The organism is Nocardioides oceani (assembly GCF_030412965.1).
Taxonomy (GTDB): Bacteria; Actinomycetota; Actinomycetes; order Propionibacteriales; family Nocardioidaceae; genus Nocardioides; species Nocardioides oceani.
The window spans coordinates 23498-40880 of sequence record NZ_JAUHJQ010000001.1; the positions used below are offsets into that span (position 1 = coordinate 23498).

Here is a 17383-nt window from a genome sequence, read left to right on the forward strand (position 1 = left end):
CGGCGCGACGTTCCGGGCGCCGAGCGGGTGTGCCGGGCAGGTGGAGCAGACCACTAGGGTTCGGGACATGAGCCTGGACGTCGCACCGGAGTCGCCCGACCGCAACCTCGCCCTCGAGCTCGTCCGCGTCACCGAGGCGGCCGCGATGGCCGCGGGCCGGTGGGTCGGCAAGGGCGACAAGAACGGCGCCGACGGCGTCGCGGTCAACGCGATGCGCGTGATGATCTCGACGATCGGCATGCAGGGCACCGTGGTCATCGGCGAGGGCGAGAAGGACAACGCCCCGATGCTCTACAACGGCGAGGAGGTCGGCGACGGCACCGGTCCGGAGTGCGACGTCGCCGTCGACCCGATCGACGGCACCACGCTGACCGCGAAGGGCATGACCAACGCGGTCTCGGTGCTGGCGGTGGCGCCCCGCGGCACGATGTACGACCCCTCGGCCGTCTTCTACATGGACAAGCTGGTGGCCGGCCCCGAGGCCGCCGACGTCGTCGACATCCGCCAGTCGGTCGCCGAGAACGTCCACGCCGTCGCCAAGGCCAAGGGCAGCAGCGCGAGCGACGTGACCGTCGTCGTCCTGGACCGGCCCCGCCACGCGGACCTGGTCGAGGAGATCCGGGCCACCGGCGCGCGCATCAAGTTCATCAGCGACGGCGACGTGGCCGGCGCGATCATGGCCGCCCGCCCCGACACCGGCATCGACCTGCTGCTCGGCGTGGGCGGCACTCCCGAGGGCATCATCACCGCCTGCGCCATGAAGTGCCTCGGCGGGACGATCCAGGGCAAGCTCTGGCCGACCGACGACGCCGAGCGCCAGCGGGCGGTCGACGCCGGCCTGGACCTCGACGCCGTGCTGACCACCGACGAGCTGGTCACCGGCGACGACTGCTTCTTCGTCGCCACCGGCATCACCGACGGCGAGCTGCTGCGCGGCGTGCGCTACCGCTCCGGCGGCGCGACCACGCACTCGCTGGTCATGCGGTCGCGCAGCGGCACCATCCGCTCCATCACGAGCGAGCACCGCCTGGAGAAGCTACGCGCTTACTCCGCGATCGACTTCGACCGCTGAGTCGACCGTACGGCGGCGCAGCGCGCCGATGACGTGGTCGATGACCCGCGGGTCGACGGCCATCCCGACGTGCGACGCGGTCACCTCGACCGCCTCGGCGACCGGGTCGATGCAGGCGCGCCAGTCGACGATGCCGTCGCGCCTGGAGTAGATCGCGGTGAAGCCGATGTCCTCGGCGAGCGGGTGCCGGCTCTCCTCGAAGGACTGGCGCGCGCAGTCGCCCGCGACGCAGTCCTCCGACATCAGGCCGGGCAGCCCGGCCCGGCTGAGCCGCACCAGCACGTCGACGCTGCGGGTCAGCACCCCGTGGTGGGCGCCCGGCGCCATCATCGGGCTGCCCATCGTGACGATGCCGGAGACCAGGTCGGGGCGCCGGACGGCGACGCCGCGCGCCAGCATGCCGCCGAGGCTGTGCCCGACGACCTGCACCCGGCTGCCACGACGGGCCGCGATCGACTCCAGCCGCGCCTCGAGCTGGGTCGCCGCGTCGAGCGTGCAGCCGATGTTGGCGCGGATGGTCGAGCGGTAGGTGCGGTAGCCCTGCGCCCGCAGCGCCCGGCCCATGAACGACAGCGACGTGTCGCCGGCGAGGAAGCCCGGGACCAGCAGGACCGGGTCGGCGAGGCGGGCGGGCACGCGGCCGACGTACGGCGTGGCGCGGCGGGTCCGGCGCTCGGCGCGGCTGCGCAGGGCGTAGCGGCTGGCCTCACCCAGGATGCTGCCCTCACGCACGAGGGCGACGAGCGGAGGGGGCGCGAAGCCCTCGGGGAGCAGGAACGCTCCCATGGTCGGCTGGCTCACACTGAGACGTTACCCACAAGTGACCCACACCACCGGCAAACCGGACGATCTGCGTCCGACGAGGGTCTGGTTGACTGACAGGCATGTCTGCCAGATCGCCGGAGCCGTCCGGGGTGGCCGTGTCCGCCGAGCTGTTCGCGCCGGTCCGACCCGACGTGGAGCTGTGCTACCAGACCTTCGGCGACCCCGACGACGAGCCGCTGCTCCTCGTCATGGGCCTGGGCGGGCCGATGATCTGGTGGGACGAGGAGCTGTGCCGGCTGCTCGCGGCCAGCGGCTTCCACGTCATCCGCTACGACAACCGCGACACCGGTCGCTCCTCCCGCCTCGAGGGCCGCGTCACCCGGGTGTCGCTCGTGCGCGCCTTCACCGGGCGCCGGGTCCGCCCGCCGTACACCATGGCCGACCTCGCCGACGACGCCTTCGGCCTGCTCGACCACCTCGGCATCGAGTCCGCGCACGTCGCCGGCGTGTCGATGGGCGGGATGATCGTGCAGACGATGGCGATCGCCCAGCCGCGCCGGGTGCGGTCGATGACCAGCATCATGTCGACCACCGGCAAGCGCACCGTCGGCTGGCAGCACCCCAACCTGCTGCCGGCGCTCATCGGCAACAAGCGCAGCTCCCGCGAGGCCTACGTCAAGGCCAGCCGCCAGATGTGGCGCCTGATCGGCTCGCCGGGCTACCCCGAGCCCGAGGAGGTCACCCGCAAGCGCGCGGAGGACACCTGGGACCGCGGGATCAGCGCCTCCGGCACGATGCGCCAGATGCTCGCGATCCTCACCCAGCCCGACCGGAGCACCCGGCTGCGCAGCGTGCGCGTCCCCACGACGGTCGTCCACGGCCTCGCCGACCGGATGGTGCACGTATCCGGCGGCCGCGCCACGGCCCGGGCGGTCCCCGGCGCCGAGCTGCTCCTCGTCGACGGCATGGGCCACGACCTGCCGCCGGCGCTCCACGACACGTTCGTCGCCGCCATCCGGCGTACGGCGGACCGTGCGAGCAGCGGCGCGTGAGGAACGAGCGCGAGTCGTAGCTCGCGGAGGTCGAGCGAGGCCCGATGAGACGCAGCAGGGCGGCGACCACCACGGTCGCCGCCCTGCCTCGCCCCGCGGCGGCGGGGTAGTCACGGACGTTTTCGTCCTCCCGGACGGTCCCCGAGGACGTTTTCGTCCGTGACTACCCCGGCACGGCGCGATCGATCAATCCGAGAGACGCTCGCCGGTGTCGGTGTCGAAGACGTGCACGTTCTCGGGGTCGGTGGTGACGTGGATCGTCTCGCCCTTGCGCACCTTGTCGCGCCCGGAGACCCGCACGATGATGTTGTGCGGGGTGCCCTCGACACCGCTGGTGCCGTAGACGAACGCGTCGGAGCCGAGCTCCTCGACGACCGTGACCTGGACCGGCAGGCCGCCCTGCTCGGCGGAGACGAGCCGCCACGCCTCGGGGCGGACGCCGACGGTGATCCGGCCCTGCATGGTCTTGGCGGCGGTGGGGTCGACGGGGACGAGGTACTCCCCGATCTTGGCGTGGCCGTCGGCCGCGGTGGCCTCGATGAGGTTCATCTGCGGCGACCCGATGAAGCCGGCGACGAAGAGGTTGACCGGCTTGTCGTAGAGCCGCAGCGGGCTGTCGACCTGCTGGAGGATGCCCTCCTTCATCACCGCGACCCGGTCGCCCATGGTCATCGCCTCGACCTGGTCGTGGGTGACGTAGACGGTGGTGACGCCGAGGTCGGCCTGCAGCTTGGCGATGTCGGTGCGGGTCTGGACGCGCATCTTGGCGTCGAGGTTCGACAGCGGCTCGTCCATGCAGAAGACCTGCGGGCTGCGCACGATCGCGCGGCCCATGGCGACGCGCTGGCGCTGGCCGCCGGAGAGCGCCTTCGGCTTGCGGTCGAGGTAGTCGGTGAGCCCGAGGATCCGGGCCGCCTCCTCGACGCGCTTGCGGCGCTCCTCGGTCGGCACCTTGGCCATCTTCAGCGCGAAGCCCATGTTGTCGGCGACCGACATGTGCGGGTAGAGCGCGTAGTTCTGGAACACCATCGCGATGTCCCGGTCCTTCGGCGGGGTGTGGGTGATCTCCCGGTCCCCGATGTAGATCTTGCCGGCGTTGACCTCCTCCAGCCCCGCGAGCATGCGCAGGGTGGTGGACTTGCCGCACCCGGAGGGGCCGACGAGCACCATGAACTCGCCGTCGTTGATCTCCAGGTCGATGCCGGGCACGGCGGGCTTGTCCGCGCCGGGGTACCAGCGCTGAGCGCCTTCGAACGTCACTGTTGCCATGTTCTTCGATCTCCTCCACCGGCAGGTACGTGCCGGACGATCCGTTGTGGGGTGACGCCGTTCACACTAGACCGTCCGGGCCGCCGGTGGCGGTCACGGGTCAGGGAAGCTCGGTGCGTCCGCCGCCGCGACGGCCGAGGCGGGACTGCGGCGGGCCCTTGCGCACCACGGTCACACCCGCCATCAGGGCCACGCCCTTGACCCGCACCACCGGGGAGTCGGCGTCGAGCCGGGCCGCCACCTGGTCGCGGCCGTGCTCGAAGGCGCCCATGATCCCGATGCCCTCGACGACGACCTGGGTGCGCTCGTCGACGACGATGTCGATCCCCGCCCAGAACGCCCCGCAGGTGATCACGGTCTCCCGGCTGGTGAAGACCGCCTCGCGCAGGTCGATCTCCACCCCGCCCATCAGCGCGTAGGCCTGGTGGGTCGGCCCCACCTGCCACACGCCCTTGCGGTCGCAGGCGCCCATGATCGCCACCGACAGGTCGTGCCGCGTCGCGAGCTGGGGTACGCCGCCGGCGACCGGCTCCGGCGCGGGCACCGGTGTGGCCGCCGGCATGCCCGGGGCCGCGCCGGGCGTCGTGGGCAGGTCGCTCACGAGGGGGACGAGGTCGGCGTACACCTTGGCGGCGTACGCCGCCTCGAGGCGCTCGGAGAGCTCGTCGAGGTCGAGCCGGCCCTCGCCGGCCGCCTCGCGCAGCACCTCGGCGGTGCGGTGGCGGTCGGCGTCGGAGACGCGCAGGCGCGAGGGGTCCGCGGATCCGTGCTCGGGGCTGCGCTCCATGCCGGTCAGCCTAGGCCTGCGCTCAGTCGGAGACCACGAGGACCGGCACCGGGTCCACGCCGACCCGGACCCGCTCCCCCACCTGCAGGGCGGTGGCCTGCGCGCTGGGGAGCTGGGCGGTCAGGAGGGTGCCGTCGGCCAGCGTCACCGTCGCCCTCGACACCGGCCCGAGGAAGGCCACCGACGCGACCGTGCCCTCGCCGGCCGGGTCGCGGTCGAGCAGCACCGCCTCGGGCCGGACCAGCGCGACGCCTGCGCCGGTCGCCGAACCGGGCAGCACGTCGACGGTCGCGTCGAGCACGCGCGCGCGGCCGTCGACGACCTGGGCCGGCAGCCGGTTGCTGAGGCCGACGAAGGAGCCGACGAACGGCGTGGCGGGGGCGTCGTACAGCTGCGCCGGCGCCGCGATCTGCTCGAGCCGTCCGGCGTTCATCACGCCCACCCGGTCGGCGACGGCGAGCGCCTCCTCCTGGTCGTGGGTGACGAACAGCGTCGTGGTCCCCACGTCGAGCTGGACGCGGCGGATCTCGTCGCGCAGCTGGACGCGGACCTTGGCGTCGAGCGCCGAGAGGGGCTCGTCGAGCAGCAGCACGGCGGGCTCGATCGCCAGCGCGCGGGCCAGCGCCACACGCTGCTGCTGGCCCCCGGAGAGCTGGTGGGCGTAGCGGTCGTGGTGCTGGCCGAGGCCGACGAGGTCGAGCATGTCGCCGGCGCGGCGGCGACGCTCGGCGCGCGAGCGGCCCCGCAGCTTGAGCCCGAAGGCGACGTTGTCGAGCACCGTGAGGTGCGGGAAGAGGCTGTAGGCCTGGAAGACCATGCCCATGTCCCGCTTGTTCGGCGGCACCCGCGTGAGGTCGCGGCCACCGACCGACACCGTGCCGGCGTCGGGGCGCTCGAGGCCGGCGAGGATCCGCAGCGCGGTCGTCTTGCCGCAGCCGGACGGGCCGAGCAGCACGACCAGCTCGCCCGGCTCGAGCCGCAGGTCGAGGCCGTCCAGGGCGTGCACGTCGCCGTAGGAGCGGCGCAGGCCGGCCAGCTCGACGGCCACCCCGCTGGGGGTGTGCGCAGCTGTGTCCATGATCAGTTCCTCCGGGAGGTGGGCCGGCGGTCGAGCAGCGAGAGTCCGACCAGCAGCAGGGCGGCGAACAGGATCGAGGCGAGCGCGGCCGCCATCGAAGCCGGGGCGTCGCTCTTCTGAAGCAGGACGAGCACGACCGGCAGGGTGTCGAAGTTGAGCAGCGAGGCGACCGTGAACTCCCCGAGCACCAGCGCCACGGAGATGAACGCCGCGCCGAGCACGCCGGGCCAGATGTTGGGCACCACGACGCGGGTGATCACCGTGGTCCAGCCCGCGCCGAGGGAGCGGGCCGCCTCCGACAGCGTGGTGGAGTCGATGGCGGACAGCGCCACGTCGATCGAGCGGTAGGCGTAGGGCAGGACGAGGACGACGTACACGAACGCGAGGGTGAGCGGGGAGTCGCCGACGAGGTAGTCGACCCAGGCGTAGACGTTGCTGAGGCCCACGACGATGACCAGCGCCGGGATGGTCAGCGGCAGCAGGCAGAGGAACTCCACCAGCCGGGTCGCCCGCGGCACGCGCAGCCGGACCCAAACCATCGTGGGCACCAGCAGCACGACCATCCCGACGACCGTGAGCGCCGCGAGCAGCAGCGAGGTGCGGATGGCCTCGGTCAGCGTCGGGTCCTCCACCAGCGAGGCCCAGGCCGCGCCGGTGCGGTCGCCGGTGCGCAGGTCGGTGGTGCTGAAGTCGAGCAGCGCGACCAGGGGCAGCAGGAAGAACGCCGCGAAGGCCAGCAGGAGCAGGTAGCGGACCGTGCGGCCCACGACGGCGCTCACCGCAGCCACCCCGACGTGCGACGCAGCAGCCAGGCGTAGAGCGCCATGACGACCGCGACGACCGCGACCATCTCCAGCGCGAGCGCGAAGCCGAAGTCCTGCTGTCCGAGCACGATCTCGGAGGTCAGCGCGGACCGGATGAGGAGCGGGGTGATCGGGGCACCCTGGCTGACCAGGGCGGCGGCGGTGGCGTACGCCGCGAAGGCATTGGCGAACAGCAGCAGCGCGGAGCCGAGGAACGCCGGGCGCAGGAGCGGCACGGCGACGCGGGTCCAGTACTGCCACGGCGTCGCGCCCAGGTTGACCGCGGCCTCGCGCCACTGCGGGCGCAGGCCCTCGAGCGCGGGGAGGAAGACGATCACCATCAGCGGGATCTGGAAGTAGGTGTAGACGAGCACCAGCCCGGGGAGCTCGTAGAGCCAGGCCGCGCCGGCGTCGGAGGTGCCGAGGGTGCTGGCGAGCAGCTCGGTGAGCAGCCCGCCGAAGCCGAGGGTCGCCAGCCAGGCGAAGGCCAGCGTGACCCCGCCGAACTGGGCCAGCACGCCGCACAGCGCGGTCACCACGCGGCGTACGACGCTCCTGGGCGGGGCGCTGAGGACCAGCTGCGCCAGCACGGCGCCGAGCACGGCGCCGATCGCGGCGGAGAGGAAGGAGAGCAGCACGCTCTCGCGCAGGGCCCGCAGCGGCGTCTCCTCGCCGAGCGCGCGGACCCGCTCGAGCGTGAAGCCGCCGTCGTCGCCGGAGAAGGCGCCGACCAGGACCGTCACGGTCGGGACGACCAGGAAGATCGTGACGTAGACCAGGAACGGGAGCAGGCCGACGGCCGGCCCGACGCCGAGGCGTCGGGCCGACCGCGGTGCCCGGGACGTCGTGGTCGACGTGCCCGTGACGGGGGCGACGGTGCTCAGCCGATCGCCTTCGCCCAGGTGTCGGCGAGGTACGCCGCCATCGACTCGGTCTGCTCGTTGGTCGGGATCACCGGGTCGCCGGTGACCTCGGGCAGCGCGTCGTAGAGCTCGGTGTCGATCGTGCCGGCCTCGGCCATCGCCTCGGCGCGGACCGGTCGGGCTCCGCCGGCGAGCCAGAGGTTCTGGCCCTCGTCGCTGTAGAGGAACTCCTGCCACAGGCGGGCGGCCGCGGGGTGCGGGGCGTCCTTGTTGATGGCCTGGAAGTAGTAGCCCGCCACGACGGCGTCCTCGGGCACGAAGACCTCCCAGCTGTCGAGCTTCTCGGACTCGACGGCGTTGAGGTAGTCCCAGTCGATGACGACCGGGGTCTGGCCGGACTCGATCGTGGCCGGCGTCGGGTCGACCGGCAGGAAGTTGCCGGCGTCCTTGAGCTTCTCGAAGAACTCGACGCCGGGGGCGATGTCGTCGGCGGAGCCGCCGTTGGCGACCGAGGCCATGACGACGCCGCTGAACGCCGCGCCCGCCTGGGTCGGGTCACCGTTGAGCGCGACCTTTCCGCGGAACTCCGGACCGAGCAGGTCCTCCAGCGAGTCGATCTCCGGCACGACCGAGGAGTCGTAGCCGACCGACATGTAGCCGCCGTAGTCGTTGACCCACGCGCCGTCCGGGTCCTTGAACTCCTCGGGGATCTCGTCGAAGCCCTCGACCTGGTACGGCGCGTACATGTCGGTGTTGGCGAGCGCGACCGACTGGCTCAGGTCGAAGACGTCCGGCGCGCGGTCGGTGCCCTCGAGCTGGTTGGCGGCGTTGATCTCGTCCTGGCTCGCGGCGTCCGGCTGGGCCGAGTCCACCTCGATGTCGTACTTCTCCTCGAACGTCGCGATGATCTCGCCGTAGTTCGCCCAGTCCGGGGGCAGCGCGATGACGTTGAGCGTGCCCTCCTCCTGGGCGGCCTCGACCAGGCCCTCCATGCCGCCGAAGTCCTCCGCCGACGTGGCGGTGGCGGCATCGGTGCCGCCGCTCGCCGAGCCGGAGTCGTCCTCGTCGTCGGCCGGGGGCGCACACGCCGCCAACGCCGACGTCGCGGCGAGCACGACGAACCACTTACGAACCTTCACGTCTACCTCCTGAGGCGAGGCGCGGTCGCGCCTCGCGCACCGTTGTGGGCACGACCGTCGCGGACGTTACTATCCCGCGGCCCCGACGGGGACGACCCGTGAACTCCCGGCGTCGGGCGCGGCGTCCCAGCGGCGTACCCTGGGCGCTCGTGTCGAGCGATCCCGAGTTCCGCTACTCCGACCTGCTGCCCCTCGGTCCGGACCGCACGCCGTACCGGCTGCTGACCACCGAGGGCGTCTCCACCGTCGAGGTGGACGGGCAGACGTTCCTCAAGGTCTCCCCCGAGGCGATCCGCCTGCTGACCCGCGAGGCGATGCACGACATCGCCCACTACCTGCGGCCCGCGCACCTCGCGCAGCTGCGGCGGATCATCGATGACCCGGAGGCGTCCGGGAACGACCGCTTCGTCGCGCTGGACCTGCTCAAGAACGTCAACATCTCCGCCGGCGGCGTGCTGCCGATGTGCCAGGACACCGGCACCGCGATCGTCATGGGCAAGAAGTCCGAGGGCGTGATCACCGGCGTCGACGACGGCGAGGTCGTCAGCCAGGGCGTGTACGACGCCTACACCCAGCTGAACCTGCGCTACTCCCAGCTGGCGCCGCTGACGACGTACGAGGAGAAGAACACCGGCACCAACCTGCCGGCGCAGATCGAGATCTACTCCACCCCCCAGACCTCGGGGAAGCCGGAGTACAAGTTCCTGTTCATGGCCAAGGGCGGGGGCTCGGCGAACAAGTCGTTCCTGTTCCAGGAGACCAAGGCGATCCTCAACCCGCAGCGGATGCTGTCGTTCCTCGACGAGAAGATCCGCTCGCTCGGCACGGCCGCCTGCCCGCCGTATCACCTGGCCGTCGTCATCGGCGGCACGTCGGCGGAGTTCGCACTCAAGACCGCGAAGTACGCCTCGGCGCACTACCTCGACGACCTGCCGACCGAGGGCTCGATGTCCGCGCACGGCTTCCGTGACCTCGAGCTGGAGCAGCAGGTCTTCGAGCTGACCGAGTCCTTCGGCATCGGCGCGCAGTTCGGCGGCAAGTACTTCTGCCACGACGTCCGCGTGGTCCGGCTCCCCCGCCACGGCGCGTCCTGCCCCGTCGCGATCGCGGTCTCCTGCTCCGCGGACCGCCAGGCGCTGGGCAAGATCACGCCGGAGGGCGTCTTCCTCGAGCAGCTCGAGACCGACCCCGCGCAGTACATGCCCGACGCCGGCGTCGCCGACGACATCGCCAGCGGCGAGGTCGTCCCCATCGACCTGACCATGCCGATGGCCGACATCCTCGCCGAGCTGCGCAAGCACCCGGTCAAGACCCGGCTCTCGCTCACCGGCCCGCTCGTCGTGGCCCGCGACATCGCGCACGCCAAGATCAAGGAGCGGCTCGACGCGGGCGAGGAGATGCCGCAGTACCTCCGCGACCACCCGGTGTACTACGCCGGGCCGGCCAAGACGCCCGAGGGCATGGCGTCGGGCTCCTTCGGCCCGACCACGGCCGGACGGATGGACTCCTACGTCGAGCAGTTCCAGGCCGCCGGTGGCTCGATGGTGATGCTGGCCAAGGGCAACCGCTCCAAGGCCGTCACGGACGCCTGCGCCGCCCACGGCGGGTTCTACCTCGGCTCGATCGGCGGCCCGGCCGCCCGCCTGGCCCAGGACTGCATCCGGTCCCAGGAGGTCATCGAGTACCCCGAGCTGGGCATGGAGGCGGTCTGGAAGATCGAGGTCGAGGACTTCCCCGCCTTCATCGTCGTCGACGACCAGGGCAACGACTTCTTCACCGACCCCGCCGGGACCACCACCATCCCGCTCACGGGGCTTCGGGTCCGCTCCGCGCAGTAGCCCGCCTCCGCTGGTCGAGCAGCGAGCGCCAGCTCCGCTGGTCGAGCAGCGAGCGCCAGCGAGCGTCGTCGAGACCCAGCGAGCGACCCACGGCCCTCAGGCCCTGCATCCCTCACAGGGTCTCGACACCGTCGGGCCTGGCGGCCCTCCTGCTCGACCAGCGAGCGCCGGCCTCCGCTGGTCGAGCAGCGAGCGCCAGCGAGCGTCGTCGAGACCCAGCAAGCGACCCACGGCCCTCAGGCCCTGCATCCCTCACAGGGTCTCGACACCGTCGGGCCTGGCGGCCCTCCTGCTCGACCAGCGAGCGCCGGCCTCTGCTGGTCGAGCAGCGAGCGCCGGCCTCTGCTGGTCGAGCAGCGAGCGCCAGCGAGCGTCGTCGAGACCCGGCGAGCGACCCACGGCCCCCAGGCCCTGCATCCCTCACCGGGTCTCGACACCGTCGGGCCTGGCGGCCCTCCTGCTCGACCAGCGAGCGGGTCAGTCGTTCCGGTTGGACTCCATATTGGCGCGCGGCTTGGCGTTGGGTCCGGCCTCGACTCCCTCGCCGTCCTGACCGACGGGCTGGTCGGGGTTGCCGGCGACGCCCTGGTCGTCGGAGATCGGCTGGTCCCGGGCGTCGGGGTCCATCGAGGCGGCCTCCGAGACCTGGCCCTCGGACTGGTCCTTGTTCTCGCTCATGCACTCTCCTTCGGGTCGGTGCGACCAGTACCCGAAGGAGGGCGGATCACCGGGTGCTCAGCAGGACCGGGTGAACCGGGCGCTGACGGAGTACCACTTGGTCCACGATGCCGAGGAGTCCATCCGGTAGCGGCCCTGCGCGATGACCACCACGCGCTTGCCGCACGGCACGCGCGCCGAGCGGAACTGCGTCCGGTCCCCCGGCGCCAGCGAGCGTGCCGGCAGGGTGACCCGCTTCCGGTCCCCGATCCGGTAGGCCATGCGGACCTGCCGGTCGCCCTCGGAGGACTGGGTGCGGCGGAACTGCAGGTAGGCGCGGGGCTGCTTCGCCGACGGCGGCGAGACGCGGCCCTGGAGGCCGACGACCTCGCTGCTCCACGGTCCGTACGTCGGAGCGGCGCTCGCGCTGGTCGAGGTGGAGGCGACGAGCCCGACGGTGGGGACCACCAGCAGGACCAGCGCCACGAGGGTCCGGAGGATGCGTGCCACGATGACTCCTTGTCCGAGCGTGCGCGGGCCGGCCGGACCCGCGGAGGTACAACGAGCGACCGGCGGAGGAGCAACGCCTCGATGTCGACCCCGAACGAGCACGACCACGTGGAGCACGTCGAGGTGGCGCGCGCGGAGTCCGAGCGCGGCGAGCTGGTGCTGCGCGAGCGGCACCCGGAGCAGGGTCCGACCTCGCTGGAGCTGCGGGTCAACGGCGTCTTCGTCATGGACACCCTGGAGACCAGCACCGAGCGGGCGCTGGCCACGGCCGCGCTCGCGCTGGTGGAGCACCCGCGGGCGGTCGTCGTCGGCGGGCTCGGCCTCGGCTTCACCATGCACGAGGTGCTCGCCGACAGCCGGGTCGAGCGCTGCGCGGTCGTGGAGATCGAGGAGGCGCTCGTCGGGTGGATGCGCGACGGCACGATCCCCCACGGGCCGGCGCTGCTCGCGGACGAGCGGGTGCAGCTGGTCGTCGCCGACGTGGCCGTCGCGCTCGCGGAGGCCCGCCCGGCGACGTACGACCTGGTGCTGCTGGACGTCGACAACGGCCCGGGCTACCTCGTGCACGACGCGAACGCGGCGATCTATCGCGAGCCGTTCCTGCGCACCGCCCGCGCGGCCCTGCGCCCCGGCGGGGTGCTCGTGGTGTGGTCGGCCGCGGAGGCCCCGGATCTGGAGGCCGCGATGGCGGCGGCGTTCGGCTCGGCCCGGGCGCACCCGCACGAGGTCCGGCTGCAGGAGCGCGAGGAGCACTATTGGCTCTACGCCGCGCGGGTACCGGCCCCCGCGTGACCGACGTGCAGCAGCAGTCCGAGGACCACACCGATTACCGCACCGAACGCGACAGCATGGGCGAGGTCCAGGTGCCTCGCGACGCCCTGTGGCGGGCGCAGACCCAGCGTGCCGTGGAGAACTTCCCGATCTCCGGCACCCCGATCGAGCCGGCGCTCATCCACGCCATCGGCCTGGTGAAGGCAGCCGCCGCGACCACCAACGGCGAGCTCGGCGTGCTCGACCAGGAGAAGGCCGGCGCGGTCGTCGCGGCCGCGACCGAGGTGGCCGAGGGCCGCCACGACGGGGAGTTCCCCGTCGACGTCTTCCAGACCGGCTCCGGCACCAGCTCGAACATGAACGCCAACGAGGTGATCGCCTCCCTGGCGGCCCGCGCCGGCACCGAGGTGCACCCCAACGACCACGTCAACGCCAGCCAGTCCAGCAACGACACCTTCCCGACCGCGATCCACGTCGCGGCCGCGCTGGCGGTCGCCGACCAGCTGCTGCCGGCCCTCGCCGTGCTGGCCACGAGCCTGGAGGGCAAGGCCGAGGAGTTCGGCGGGCTGGTGAAGTCCGGTCGCACCCACCTCATGGACGCCACGCCGGTGATGCTCGGGCAGGAGTTCTCCGGCTACGCCGCCACTGTGCGGTACGCCGCCGAGCGGCTGGAGTCGGTCCTCCCCCGCGTCCGCGAGCTGCCGCTGGGCGGCACCGCCGTCGGCACCGGGATCAACACCCCGCCCGGCTTCGCGGCCCGGGTGATCGAGGTGCTCGGCGAGCGCACCGGCCAGCCGTTCACCGAGGCCCGCAACCACTTCGAGGCCCAGGGCACCCGCGACTCCCTCGTCGAGCTCTCCGGGGTGCTCCGCACGATCGCGGTCGGCCTGACCAAGATCTGCAACGACCTGCGCTGGATGTCCTCGGGCCCGACGACCGGCCTGGCCGAGATCCACCTTCCCGACCTGCAGCCGGGGTCGAGCATCATGCCCGGCAAGGTCAACCCCGTGCTCCCCGAGGCGACGCTGATGGTGTGCGCCCAGGTGATCGGCAACGACGCGGCCGTCGGCTTCGCCGGCGCGAGCGGCAGCTTCGAGCTCAACGTCGCGATGCCGGTGATGGCGCGCAACGTCCTGGAGTCGGTGCGGCTGCTGGCGACGTCCTCGACGGTGCTCGCGCGGCGCTGCGTCGACGGCATCACCGCCGACGCCGACCGGATGCGGCAGTACGCGGAGTCCTCACCCTCGGTGGTCACCCCGCTGAACAAGCACATCGGCTACGAGAACGCCGCGAAGGTGGCCAAGCAGGCGCTCGCCGACGGGGCGACGATCCGCGAGACGGTCATCGCGATGGGGTTCGTCGAGCGCGGCGAGGTCACCGAGGCGCAGCTGGACGAGGCGCTCGACGTGGAGTCGATGACCCACCCCTGACGGCCCGCCTCGCGTCTTGTGATGCCGAGCGTGCGCCAGGGCGCACGCTCGGCATCACGAGACGGTCGACGAGGCGGTCAGTACCAGTTGTTGCCCTGCTTGAACGACCAGGCGTTGCACGGAGAGCCGTAGGAGTCGCGGATGTACTCCAGGCCCCAGCGGATCTGCGAGGCGGCCGAGGTCATGTAGTCGGCCGGGAGGTCGTGCAGCTGGGTGAGCGCCTGCGGGATGCCGTACGCCGAGGACGTCGGGTTGTCGGCGTCGATGCGCCAGTCGCTCTCGCTGACCCACAGCGAGTCGAGGCAGGAGAACTGGTCGGCGGAGAACCCGAACTCGCCCAGCATCGCACGGGCGATGTCGCGCGGGTCCGCCTCGGAGAGGTCCTCGGAGCGGGTGATCGCCTGGGTGGCGCCCTCGTCCATGCCCTCCCCCAGCGTCGCCTGCTTGGCGGGGTCGGTCCGCTCGCGGCGGTCCGAGGACCGGCTCACCGCGGAGGCCCGCTCCTCGGCGAGCGCGGAGCCGCTCAGCCGGGCGGCGTCGGCCACGGAGGCGACGTCGCCGGCGGCCGCGCTGACGGCCGTGGGTCCGTTGAGGACACCGCCGGCGACCGCGGCGCCGGTCGTCGCGACGGCGACGCCGGACAGGACGGCGGTGGTGCGCAGCGCCTGCCGCGGGGCACGCGTGAGCCGGGGCTCGGGAGCGCGACGGTGCTTCGGGACGTGCTTGACGTGCTTCGACACAGGGGAGTCATCCACGAGGTAGAGGCCAGGGAATCCCGGACACCATGCACGACATCCGCGGAGCCCGCAAAAGCGACGCACCGGCCTCGGACGCGGACCGGCGGGGCTGGTGACACATGCGTCACAGCAGCCCCGCCGGCCACAGCGGTCCAGACCGGTGGCTACAAGGTCACGTTCTCCAGCATCTCGGTGACCAGCGCAGCGATCGGCGAGCGCTCGGAGCGGGTCAGGGTGACGTGGGCGAAGAGCGGGTGGCCCTTGAGCTTCTCGATCACCGCGACGATGCCGTCGTGCCGCCCGACCCGCAGGTTGTCGCGCTGGGCGACGTCGTGGGTGAGCACCACCTTGGAGTTCGCCCCGATCCGGGACAGCACCGTCAGCAGGACGTTGCGCTCCAGCGACTGCGCCTCGTCCACGATGACGAACGCGTCGTGCAGCGACCGGCCACGGATGTGGGTCAGCGGCAGCACCTCGAGCATGCCGCGGACCAGCACCTCCTCGATGACCTCCTTGGAGGTCACCGCGCCGAGGGTGTCGAAGACCGCCTGGGCCCAGGGCCCCATCTTCTCCGCCTCCGAGCCCGGCAGGTAGCCCAGCTCCTGGCCGCCGACCGCGAACAGCGGCCGGAAGACCACGACCTTCTGGTGCTGTCCGCGCTCGAGGACCGCCTCGAGGCCGGCGCACAGCGCCATCGCGGACTTGCCCGTGCCGGCCCGGCCGCCCAGGGAGACGATGCCGACCTCCGGGTCGAGCAGCATCTCCAGCGCGATCCGCTGCTCCGCGGAGCGCCCGTGGACGCCGAACGCCTCCCGGTCGCCGCGCACCAGGTGGACCCGCTTGTCCGGGCCGACCCGCCCGAGGGCGGTGCCGCGGTCGGAGAGCAGCACCAGACCCTGGTGGCACGGCAGGTCACGGGCCTCGTCGAGGTCGAGCACGCTGTCGTCGTACAGCTCGTCGAGCTCGCCGGCGGTCACCTCGAGCTCGGCCATCCCCGAGTAGCCGGTGTCGGAGTCGCTGACCGCCTCCGCGCGGTACTCCTCCGCGCCGAGGCCGACCGCGGAGGCCTTGATCCGCAGCGGGAGGTCCTTGGAGACCAGGGTGACCGCGTGGCCCTCGGCCGCGAGGTTCGTGGCGACGGCCAGGATGCGCGTGTCGTTGTCGCCGAGGCGGAAGCCGGAGGGCAGCGAGGTGGGGTCGGTGTGGTTGAGCTCGACCCGCACCGTCCCGCCCTCGTCGCCGACGGGCACCGGCTCGTCGAGCCGGCCGTGGGTGATCCGCAGCTCGTCGAGCATCCGCAGCGCGCTCCGGGCGAAGAAGCCCAGCTCCGGGTGGTGCCGCTTGCCCTCCAGCTCGGTGATCACGACCACCGGGAGGACGACCTCGTGCTCGGCGAACCGGCGGATCGCGCCGGGGTCGGCCAGCAGGACGCTGGTGTCGAGCACGTAGGTCCGGGCGGCCGCCGCGGTGCTCGCGGCGGTGCTGCGGTCGGTGCGGGTGCTGCTGGTGGTCCGGGTCTTCTTGGCCGTCGTCGGCACGGTTCACCCCTCACGGAACGGCACGCGCACTCGACGCCCCGGTCCTAGCTCACACGGTGGGACCGGGACCGGGCCGGCAGGCCGGAGTGCCGGCCCCCTCGCGCACGGCAGGCCTCGACCTGGCGTGCACTGCAGTCGTGATCGCTCACGAGCCGACCTCCCGACGCGGGCGGCTTCCCCACCGCCCGCTGCTCCGGAACGTACGCCGCGCTCGTCGCCGCCGGCAGCGACACGCCCGTCCGCGGGGTGAACATCAGGAAACACGACCGCCGGGACGACGGGCTACGCGCCGAAGCGTCGCTCGCGGTGGGCGTAGGCGCGGATCGCGCGCAGGAAGTCGACGCGGCGGAAGTCGGGCCAGTAGGCCTCGCAGAAGTAGAACTCCGACTTGGCGCTCTGCCAGAGCAGGAAGCCGCCGAGCCGCTGCTCGCCCGAGGTGCGGATGACGAGGTCGGGGTCGGGCTGACCCTTGGTGTAGAGGTGGTCGGCGATGTGCTCGACGTCGATCTGGCCGGCGAGCTCCTCGAGGGTGGTCCCCCGCTCGGCGTGCTCCTGGAGCAGCGACCGGACGGCGTCGGCGATCTCCCGGCGCCCGCCGTACCCCACGGCGACGTTGACGAGCATGCCGTCGACGTCGCGCGTGGCCTCCTCGGCGGCCTTGAGCCGCTCGGCGGTCCGCGCGGGCAGCAGGTCGAGCGCGCCCACGGGGTGCAGCCGCCACCGCTGCTGCGCGGCCAGGCTGTCGACGGCGTCCTCGATGATCTCCAGCAGCGGCGCGAGCTCGGCCGCCGGCCGGTTGAGGTTGTCGGTGGACAGCAGCCACAGCGTGACCACCTCGATGCCGACCTCGTCGCACCAGCCGAGCAGCGGCTCGATGTTGGCCGCGCCGGCGCGGTGGCCGTGCGCGGTGTCGCGGCCGACGGCCCGCGCCCAGCGGCGGTTGCCGTCGAGCATGACGCCGACGTGCTTGGGCAGCTCCTCGCCGGGCAGCCGACGGAGCATCCGGGCCTCGTAGGCCGGGTAGAGCACCCGGCGCAGGCCACGCTTCCAGTCCGCCACGGGGAGCAGGGTACG

General features: G+C 72.4%; 17 protein-coding genes. 5 read left to right on the forward strand and 12 right to left on the reverse strand.

Annotated features, from left to right (window positions below; genetic code table 11):
- The first annotated feature begins 67 nt into the window (after window positions 1–67).
- Window positions 68–1072, forward strand: a complete 1005-nt coding sequence (glpX, locus tag QWY28_RS00130; protein WP_300950271.1) for a class II fructose-bisphosphatase — start codon at window positions 68–70, stop codon at window positions 1070–1072.
- Here the strand turns inward: glpX and QWY28_RS00135 are convergent.
- Complete coding sequence (locus QWY28_RS00135; protein ID WP_300950272.1) at window positions 1037–1873, reverse strand: esterase/lipase family protein; 837 nt, start codon at window positions 1871–1873, stop codon at window positions 1037–1039. The two genes, glpX and QWY28_RS00135, sit on opposite strands and share 36 nt — an antisense overlap.
- Window positions 1874–1956: 83 nt before the next feature.
- Here QWY28_RS00135 and QWY28_RS00140 point away from each other — a divergent pair, with 83 nt between their 5' ends.
- Window positions 1957–2889: an alpha/beta fold hydrolase gene (locus QWY28_RS00140; protein ID WP_300950273.1), complete on the forward strand. Its 933-nt coding sequence runs from the start codon at window positions 1957–1959 to the stop codon at window positions 2887–2889.
- Window positions 2890–3075: 186 nt separating this feature from the next.
- Here the strand turns inward: QWY28_RS00140 and QWY28_RS00145 are convergent, their stop codons facing one another.
- From QWY28_RS00145 to QWY28_RS00170, 6 genes are all read right to left on the reverse strand, one after another.
- A complete protein-coding gene (locus QWY28_RS00145; RefSeq protein ID WP_300950274.1) occupies window positions 3076–4158 on the reverse strand; it encodes an ABC transporter ATP-binding protein in 1083 nt (360 codons plus the stop codon).
- A 100-nt stretch (window positions 4159–4258) separates the two neighbouring features.
- The gene (locus tag QWY28_RS00150) at window positions 4259–4945 is read right to left on the reverse strand and encodes a DUF1707 SHOCT-like domain-containing protein (protein ID WP_300950275.1); all 687 of its coding nucleotides are present in this window, start codon (window positions 4943–4945) and stop codon (window positions 4259–4261) included.
- 22 nt (window positions 4946–4967) lie between these two features.
- Complete coding sequence (locus QWY28_RS00155; RefSeq protein ID WP_300950276.1) at window positions 4968–6023, reverse strand: ABC transporter ATP-binding protein; 1056 nt, start codon at window positions 6021–6023, stop codon at window positions 4968–4970.
- 2 nt (window positions 6024–6025) lie between these two features.
- A complete protein-coding gene (locus QWY28_RS00160; RefSeq protein WP_300950277.1) occupies window positions 6026–6802 on the reverse strand; it encodes an ABC transporter permease in 777 nt (258 codons plus the stop codon).
- Window positions 6799–7569 carry an ABC transporter permease gene (locus QWY28_RS00165; protein WP_300950278.1) on the reverse strand — a complete coding sequence of 257 codons (771 nt, stop codon included), beginning with the start codon at window positions 7567–7569 and terminating at the stop codon, window positions 6799–6801. Before QWY28_RS00165 ends, QWY28_RS00160 begins: the two co-directional genes overlap by 4 nt.
- A 137-nt stretch (window positions 7570–7706) precedes the next feature.
- A complete protein-coding gene (locus QWY28_RS00170) occupies window positions 7707–8828 on the reverse strand; it encodes an ABC transporter substrate-binding protein (protein WP_300950279.1) in 1122 nt (373 codons plus the stop codon).
- Window positions 8829–8977: 149 nt separating this feature from the next.
- Between QWY28_RS00170 and QWY28_RS00175 the strand changes: the two genes are divergently transcribed.
- Window positions 8978–10666, forward strand: coding sequence for a fumarate hydratase (locus tag QWY28_RS00175; protein WP_300950280.1), 1689 nt, complete (start codon window positions 8978–8980; stop codon window positions 10664–10666).
- Between the two features lie 477 nt (window positions 10667–11143).
- Here the strand turns inward: QWY28_RS00175 and QWY28_RS00180 are convergent, their stop codons facing one another.
- Complete coding sequence (locus QWY28_RS00180) at window positions 11144–11344, reverse strand: hypothetical protein (RefSeq protein WP_300950281.1); 201 nt, start codon at window positions 11342–11344, stop codon at window positions 11144–11146.
- Window positions 11345–11401: 57 nt separating this feature from the next.
- On the reverse strand, window positions 11402–11833 hold the full coding sequence (locus QWY28_RS00185) for a hypothetical protein (RefSeq protein WP_300950282.1): 432 nt from the start codon (window positions 11831–11833) through the stop codon (window positions 11402–11404).
- Between the two features lie 81 nt (window positions 11834–11914).
- On the opposite strand from QWY28_RS00185, the gene QWY28_RS00190 reads away from it, so the two are divergent.
- Together QWY28_RS00190 and QWY28_RS00195 are read left to right on the forward strand one after the other, a co-directional pair.
- Window positions 11915–12625, forward strand: coding sequence for a spermine/spermidine synthase domain-containing protein (locus QWY28_RS00190; RefSeq protein ID WP_300950283.1), 711 nt, complete (start codon window positions 11915–11917; stop codon window positions 12623–12625).
- On the forward strand, window positions 12622–14034 hold the full coding sequence (locus QWY28_RS00195; protein ID WP_300950284.1) for a class II fumarate hydratase: 1413 nt from the start codon (window positions 12622–12624) through the stop codon (window positions 14032–14034). The genes QWY28_RS00190 and QWY28_RS00195 overlap by 4 nt, the downstream gene beginning before the upstream one ends.
- A 77-nt stretch (window positions 14035–14111) precedes the next feature.
- On the opposite strand, the gene QWY28_RS00200 is transcribed toward QWY28_RS00195, so the two are convergent.
- The 3 genes from QWY28_RS00200 to QWY28_RS00210 form a co-directional block, all read right to left on the reverse strand.
- On the reverse strand, window positions 14112–14789 hold the full coding sequence (locus QWY28_RS00200; protein WP_300950285.1) for an aggregation-promoting factor C-terminal-like domain-containing protein: 678 nt from the start codon (window positions 14787–14789) through the stop codon (window positions 14112–14114).
- Between the two features lie 146 nt (window positions 14790–14935).
- The gene (gene phoH2, locus QWY28_RS00205; RefSeq protein ID WP_300951283.1) at window positions 14936–16216 is read right to left on the reverse strand and encodes an RNA 5'-3' helicase PhoH2; all 1281 of its coding nucleotides are present in this window, start codon (window positions 16214–16216) and stop codon (window positions 14936–14938) included.
- Between the two features lie 375 nt (window positions 16217–16591).
- On the reverse strand, window positions 16592–17368 hold the full coding sequence (locus tag QWY28_RS00210; protein WP_300950286.1) for an isoprenyl transferase: 777 nt from the start codon (window positions 17366–17368) through the stop codon (window positions 16592–16594).
- Window positions 17369–17383: the final 15 nt, after the last annotated feature.

Coding starts and splice junctions, on each gene's coding strand:
- QWY28_RS00190 (WP_300950283.1), top strand. CDS start 11,915: ATGTCGACCCCGAACGAGCACGACCACGTGGAGCACGTCGAGGTGGCG.
- QWY28_RS00145 (WP_300950274.1), bottom strand. CDS start 4,158: ATGGCAACAGTGACGTTCGAAGGCGCTCAGCGCTGGTACCCCGGCGCG.
- QWY28_RS00140 (WP_300950273.1), top strand. CDS start 1,957: ATGTCTGCCAGATCGCCGGAGCCGTCCGGGGTGGCCGTGTCCGCCGAG.
- QWY28_RS00155 (WP_300950276.1), bottom strand. CDS start 6,023: ATGGACACAGCTGCGCACACCCCCAGCGGGGTGGCCGTCGAGCTGGCC.
- QWY28_RS00180 (WP_300950281.1), bottom strand. CDS start 11,344: ATGAGCGAGAACAAGGACCAGTCCGAGGGCCAGGTCTCGGAGGCCGCC.
- glpX (WP_300950271.1), top strand. CDS start 68: ATGAGCCTGGACGTCGCACCGGAGTCGCCCGACCGCAACCTCGCCCTC.
- QWY28_RS00150 (WP_300950275.1), bottom strand. CDS start 4,945: ATGGAGCGCAGCCCCGAGCACGGATCCGCGGACCCCTCGCGCCTGCGC.